This window comes from Marinomonas profundimaris (genome assembly GCF_000508165.1).
In the GTDB taxonomy this organism is placed as follows: domain Bacteria; phylum Pseudomonadota; class Gammaproteobacteria; order Pseudomonadales; family Marinomonadaceae; genus Marinomonas; species Marinomonas profundimaris.
On the sequence record NZ_AYOZ01000029.1, the window covers coordinates 1 to 5,734 of the forward strand.

Here is a 5,734-nt window from a genome sequence, read left to right on the forward strand (position 1 = left end):
TAGAGGGGAAAATCCCTAGAACCCCTATTAGCCTGATTTACGCATAACGGAGCGAAGATTCAGACTTCTCTAGTCTATTCCGCATCGTGTTTTAAGTGGGATGAATCACTGACCTTTACACTGGTTAAGTGGCTTTTACGTTTTGCATCGTTGATCTCCTATTTCGATTTTCGCTAGTGGATGACTATTTCCTGACATGGTGATCAGGCCTCCCATTTTCGCGTTGCGCTAGCGGGGTAACTAGAACCTAGCAGAGAGCTAGACCTCAGATCGTTTACCTGTATCCGGTGTAGCAGGTGTGCTAAAGGCACAACTCTATTTTCAAGAATTAATATATGTGATGAGTTTAAATTCGTCAAATAAATTTATATTGCGCGTATTTTTTTGCGTGAATTAAGCTTAAACCATACCCCCGCTATGTTTACGAGCCTAAGCGAGTGTGTACATAGCGGGGGTATTGGTTGCAAAAATGCAAAAAAAGCCCCAATTGGACACCATGCTTCTGATGTCCAATCGGAGGGTTTTAAAAATGGTTTTAGTACTCGCAAAGCATTGTCATAGAATAGCCCTTGCGGTTTAGTATTGATCCTCTATAATCCTTGTAAATACATTTGTAATTACAGGTGAGTTATGGGCACGATTAATATTCGGGTTAATGATGAGTTAAAAGCACGCTCTTTTGCCGCATTAGAGAAGCTTGGTGTAACCCCGTCTGAGTTGGTAAGACAAACTTTGGAGTATGTAGCACAAAGAGAAAAGCTACCGTTCAAATCAGTGCCGTTAACAAGTGAAGATGAAGTGCTGATTGCTGTGGCACAAGCCCGTTTAGCTGATCCAGAAGCTGGAGTAAAGGTCTCGCTAGATGACCTATGAGTTAGAATTTGATCCTCGTGCGCTTAAAGAGTGGCGTAAGTTAGGCGCTATCGTTCGTGAACAGTTTAAAAAGAAGTTAAGCGAAGTACTGGAACAACCAAGAGTTGAAGCTAACCGGTTAAGAGAGCTTCCTGACTGCTACAAGATTAAATTGCGTCAAGTTGGATACCGGTTAATATACCAAGTGCATGATGAAAAAGTGTCTATCCTTGTTGTGGCGATAGGCAAAAGAGATAAATCAGAAGTGTATAAAGATGCAGGGAAACGAGTTTAACCGTTTTTTATGTGTACTGTGAGTGATCGAAATAAGCACTATTGTAAAACTAATGTTAAACTAGTTTTAGTTTTAATTTAAATTTTTTAAGATTATCAATGGCATTTTTACGTAACATTAAGATTAACCAGCTTATTTTATCTAATTCTATTGTTGGTTTTGTTGCATCAACACTTTATCTCCTTGCCGAGTTAAACTTTTTTACTATTGGTAATTGGTCTATCCCCATTGCTTTTTTATTGGTCTTTTTTTCCGTAGTAATTTTTTTTGTTTCTAGATCTAATATTCTCCAAGGAATTAATGATTTAAAAAAAATTGCTTCTTCTGTATCTAGTGGTGATTTAAATGCTGAATATAAGGTAAGTAGTGATGATGAGTTTGCTGACATTGGCAAACAATTCAATAAAGCGTCTTTACGACTTTCTAAAATTATAACTGCTGTTAATTTATCTAGTGATGGTTTCGTTAATCTTAGTAATAAGATAGAAAAGAATGCAGTTAGGAATCAGCAGTCAACAGAAAAGCTTGATGATCACTCTAGTCAGATAGCGTCAACTACAGAAGAGTTATATCATACAATGAAGCAGGTTGGTGGCTTTTTTGAAACTATAAGTTCTAATGCTTCTCAGGCTAGTAGTAATTCAGATAAGGCTGATAGTTTTGTACAACAACTTTTAGTAAAGCTTCACGATGTTGCTGAGGCCGCTAGAGCTTTTGATAGTACATTTGAACATGTTGAGCGTAATGCTAAAAATATCGATAGTTTTGCAAAAATAATAGAAGATATTGCCGAGCAAACAAATTTATTGGCATTGAATGCTGCGATAGAGGCGGCTAGGGCCGGAGAACATGGAAGAGGTTTTGCAGTTGTAGCTGATGAAGTTAGATCTTTAGCCCATAAAACAAGAAAGTCGACTTCAGATATTACTGAGATGACAACGACTCTTAGAAAACTAATTGTCGATGCAGGGAAAAATGGAGATGAAGCTTCAGCTGCGACTGAAGAGGCTATTAGCTTATCTAAAGACTCTTCTGAGGCAGTTAAAATTGTATTAGATTCTGTTCATTCGATTTCTACAGATATGTCTTCTTCAACATTATCTTTGTCTGAGCAAATAGCTGCTGTATCAGAACTTGCGAAAAGTGCTGAAAATCTAAGTTTCATCTGTACTGATACATCTAATGTATCTGATGATTTATTAAGTAATATTAATGATTTGAGAGTTTTAATAAAAAAACTAGATGCTCAACTTGATAAGTTAGATTAATCATAATCATTAGCTATAAATTTATTTATAAGGTTGTTTTTGTCATTTAGGATGATGGCAAAAAAGGCGTTGAATTAGGGGTTCTAGGGATTTTCCCCTCTAAAAAGACATAATCCTCTGTAGACCACACCAATAAATGGCTGCGGAGGTGGGTTACTACTTATAAGTGTGGCAAATTAGGTAAATATCGTACATTTAATACGGAACAGCCCCTGAGGTATCCCCACAAATAATGACTAAAATTCAGTAAGATAAAAAATAAAGGGAACATTCATGACGTTTGGTGATCAGATCTTTCGCCAAAAACAAATGAAGGTTAAACGCCATGAATGCCCTATCTATTGTGAACAAAGTCATCTCGCTTGTCAGCTTTAAAATGCATATGTCGCGACAAAAAGCACTTACCGCATGTGTTAAAAGTTTGCTTAACGGAAATGCCGCAACTGTCACGAGCATAGGTCGAGGCATCAATAATAAAGCCTTTGAGAAGCATCGGATTAAGCGAGCCGACCGATTACTTTCCAATACAAACTTATTACATGAAACGCCAACTATCTATGCAGCTACATGCCAGTTGTTATGTAGTAAGCGATCAATATAGACCGTTGTGATTCGTTTAGTGTTTGAGGCTATCTTCGTTTAAGGAGATGCGTTCTATATCTAACCGTGCTTCACAGCCGAAGATAAAGTCCCCTTGCTCTTCTCTTATCCAGTGATCTCCAACCGCGCGGATATCATCGCTAAACTTGGTCTTCTTTCTTTTTATCAATCGTTTTACTTGAAGTTGTCCTTCTTTAGGCGCTTGAGAGAGTGCATCAAGCACCATTTTTTCATTTTTGTCTGTGTTGTGCCAAGTGTCCAGTACGATGGCATTCCACACGGTTATTATCGTCAGCATAGCATCTTCCATTTCTGACTGGCTGTAATCAGCAGGGAGTGCATTTAACACTCCTTTACCGAACTCCATAATTGTGGCTGAGATTTTAGTGTTGGGAAGTGAGTATTTTGACATCGCTGACTAACCTGTTTTGATTGTATTTTTGTTTCCAGAGCCGCGGCGTGAGGTCGATTACGTCCCTGGCCGGATGTAATGCCACGCGTTGTAATACATCCACCAGATAATGGTAGGGATTGATGCCTTGCAGGCGGCAAGTCACCATCAGGCTTTGCAGTATGCCCAGCTGTTCAGCGCCAAGTTCAGACCAGCAGAACAAATAGTTTTTTCTCCCCATGGGAATAACACGCAGTGCCCGCTCAAGATGATTGGTATCCATGGGTAGAGCTGGATTGCTCAGGAACACCTTGAGTTGGCTTTCTCGTTCATGCGCATAATGGAGTGCCTTGGCGAAGGGAGACTTGGGGAGTAAATCAGTGCGCTGTCGTTGTTGATAAACCCACCGGAAGAAGTCAGTGACTAAGGGTTCGCTGTGTTGTTGCCGGTAAGCATGGATATCGGCCAGGTCTAATTGTTTATGCCTGATGTGTTTTTCATGTCGGTAGAGCGCAGCGATAATATCCAGTGCCTGCTGTGCGGCTTGCGGCTCACTGTCGAGGGCTTTTTCAAAGCCTCTGCGCATGTGTACCCAACAGGCAGCATGCACAATCTGTTGTTCGTATTGATTTAATTGTTCAACCGTTTTGGTGTAGGCGGCATAACCATCGGTGAGCAAGGTGCCGGTAAAGTCCTGTAACTGTGCTTGGGCATGCAACATACCCCGGCTGTTACTCCAGGTAAACGCCACTTCATCACTGTCACCGTACAGGGGCCAGAAGTAGGTTTGTTTCATGTGTCCGGGTTTTCGGCCAGCGCCTTTGGTGCGACCTGCTTTAATGGGCACTTCATCCATGGCCAGTATTTTACTTTGCAGAATGTGTTGCCACTGGGCTTTGGCGATGGGTCGAAGCAGCTCAATGCCTTTTTGTATCCAGTTGATTAAGGTGGCCCGGCTAAGGGTAATACCGCTATCCAGCATCCGTTGATGTTGGCGGTGAAGCGGTAAGTGATACACCGCTTTATCAACCATCAGTCCGGCGAGCAGTGAGACATCGCAGTAACAGCCTTCCAGCACATTGCCTGGCGCTGGGGTATCCTTAATGGTTTGCGTGGTTTTATGACGCACGACCTGTCGACGGAATCTCAATACCACATAACTGCCAGGCTGTTGTGCTAAGCGACAGGTTTCTTTGGTATCCACTAATTCATACTGGTCGGCATCCGCCCCCTGTAATTCTGGCGCAGGTATATCAATAATCTGTTGCGGCACCGTCTCATCAAAGCGCAGGCCATCATCATTAACATCCGAGTCGCGACGTAGCTTTTGTGAGGAACGAGTATGTGCCTTCACCGGTTTTGTTTCTGCCGGTAAGGTGAGGGTTTCCCCCTCATCAAAAAAACTGCTCTGCGCCGGATTATCCGCTAACACCTTTTCAGACTTACGCCCGAACAACTGACGTTTAAGCCAGTCGAGTTGCTGCTTGAGTTGCGCAATTTCATCGGCTTGATGAGCAAAGGCAGCCTCAATTTCAGACGGTGAAAGGTGACTAATAGAGCGTGTTTTCATGGGCTAAATTATAACAAAATCAGTTAATTAAATCGCCTGTTTTGTTTGTCTTTTTGCCAGTAAATCCCATCAATCAAACACTGTAACTGGGCACTGTTGAGTGGTGTTTTGGTGTTGCCGTCAGACACGTTAGCGAAGGTGCCTTTTTCTAACCGTTTGCTCCACAAACAATAACCGCCCTGGTAGTAATACAACACCTTCAGCTGAGTACGGCGCTTATTGATAAACACAAACCAGTCACCACAATGCGCCTGCATGCCCAACTTGCTCTGTACCAGCGCTGCCAACCCATCAAACTGTTTGCGCATATCGGCATTGCCGGTGTACAACCAAATACGCCCATTAGATAAGGGTAACATCAGGCCGCTCGGTTCATCCGCAGCACCACACCACCGGGTAATACCAGTTCAATCTCCCACGCTGAATCTATACTCTGGTTCCCGCTCGCTGGCATATCAAAAGCAAGCCAGTTATCCTGCTGCGCAAACGGTTGACTATCATCCCTCAACTTTTTACGCCACAGATAAAAATTTGATACTGTTAACGCATGCTGTGCACAAAATTCACTGACTGTCAGCTCGCTTGCTGCTTGCTTGTCAACCAACCTTTGCCATTGCTCACGTGTACGTCTTTTTGTTGCCATCAGTAAAGTCTCCGTTAGTAAAATCTACGGAGGCTATTTTACGGAGTAGCTAAATCTGGGGAAGACGGCCTATATTGATCGCTTACGTTGCACGTGTGTCAAATGGGTACTTTTC

At 42.3% G+C, this 5,734-nt stretch carries 7 protein-coding genes; 3 read left to right on the forward strand and 4 right to left on the reverse strand.

The annotated features are described in order from the left end of the window. Positions 1-630 precede the first annotated feature (630 nt). From D104_RS30730 to D104_RS30740, 3 genes are all read left to right on the forward strand, one after another. On the forward strand, positions 631-873 hold the full coding sequence (locus tag D104_RS30730; protein ID WP_013786026.1) for a type II toxin-antitoxin system RelB/DinJ family antitoxin: 243 nt from the start codon (positions 631-633) through the stop codon (positions 871-873). Then, the gene (locus D104_RS30735) at positions 863-1,147 is read left to right on the forward strand and encodes a type II toxin-antitoxin system RelE family toxin (protein WP_013786027.1); all 285 of its coding nucleotides are present in this window, start codon (positions 863-865) and stop codon (positions 1,145-1,147) included. The genes D104_RS30730 and D104_RS30735 overlap by 11 nt, the downstream gene beginning before the upstream one ends. Positions 1,148-1,245: 98 nt before the next feature. Continuing rightward, positions 1,246-2,415, forward strand: coding sequence for a methyl-accepting chemotaxis protein (locus tag D104_RS30740; protein WP_013786028.1), 1,170 nt, complete (start codon positions 1,246-1,248; stop codon positions 2,413-2,415). A 616-nt stretch (positions 2,416-3,031) separates the two neighbouring features. Here the strand turns inward: D104_RS30740 and D104_RS30750 are convergent. From D104_RS30750 to tnpA, 4 genes are read right to left on the reverse strand one after another with little or no spacing between them, the layout of a single operon-like run. After that, positions 3,032-3,427 (reverse strand): hypothetical protein, encoded by a 396-nt coding sequence (locus D104_RS30750; protein ID WP_015066045.1) that lies wholly within the window; start codon positions 3,425-3,427, stop codon positions 3,032-3,034. Then, positions 3,399-4,976 (reverse strand): IS66 family transposase, encoded by a 1,578-nt coding sequence (gene tnpC, locus D104_RS30755; RefSeq protein WP_024024493.1) that lies wholly within the window; start codon positions 4,974-4,976, stop codon positions 3,399-3,401. Before tnpC ends, D104_RS30750 begins: the two co-directional genes overlap by 29 nt. A 23-nt stretch (positions 4,977-4,999) precedes the next feature. Beyond that, positions 5,000-5,335: an IS66 family insertion sequence element accessory protein TnpB gene (gene tnpB, locus D104_RS30760; RefSeq protein ID WP_024024494.1), complete on the reverse strand. Its 336-nt coding sequence runs from the start codon at positions 5,333-5,335 to the stop codon at positions 5,000-5,002. Next, positions 5,335-5,619, reverse strand: a complete 285-nt coding sequence (tnpA, locus tag D104_RS30765; RefSeq protein WP_024024495.1) for an IS66 family insertion sequence element accessory protein TnpA — start codon at positions 5,617-5,619, stop codon at positions 5,335-5,337. The genes tnpB and tnpA overlap by 1 nt, the downstream gene beginning before the upstream one ends. Positions 5,620-5,734 lie beyond the last annotated feature (115 nt).

Coding starts and splice junctions, on each gene's coding strand:
- D104_RS30730 (WP_013786026.1), top strand. CDS start 631: ATGGGCACGATTAATATTCGGGTTAATGATGAGTTAAAAGCACGCTCT.
- D104_RS30735 (WP_013786027.1), top strand. CDS start 863: ATGACCTATGAGTTAGAATTTGATCCTCGTGCGCTTAAAGAGTGGCGT.
- D104_RS30740 (WP_013786028.1), top strand. CDS start 1,246: ATGGCATTTTTACGTAACATTAAGATTAACCAGCTTATTTTATCTAAT.
- D104_RS30750 (WP_015066045.1), bottom strand. CDS start 3,427: ATGTCAAAATACTCACTTCCCAACACTAAAATCTCAGCCACAATTATG.
- tnpC (WP_024024493.1), bottom strand. CDS start 4,976: ATGAAAACACGCTCTATTAGTCACCTTTCACCGTCTGAAATTGAGGCT.
- tnpB (WP_024024494.1), bottom strand. CDS start 5,335: ATGTTACCCTTATCTAATGGGCGTATTTGGTTGTACACCGGCAATGCC.
- tnpA (WP_024024495.1), bottom strand. CDS start 5,619: ATGGCAACAAAAAGACGTACACGTGAGCAATGGCAAAGGTTGGTTGAC.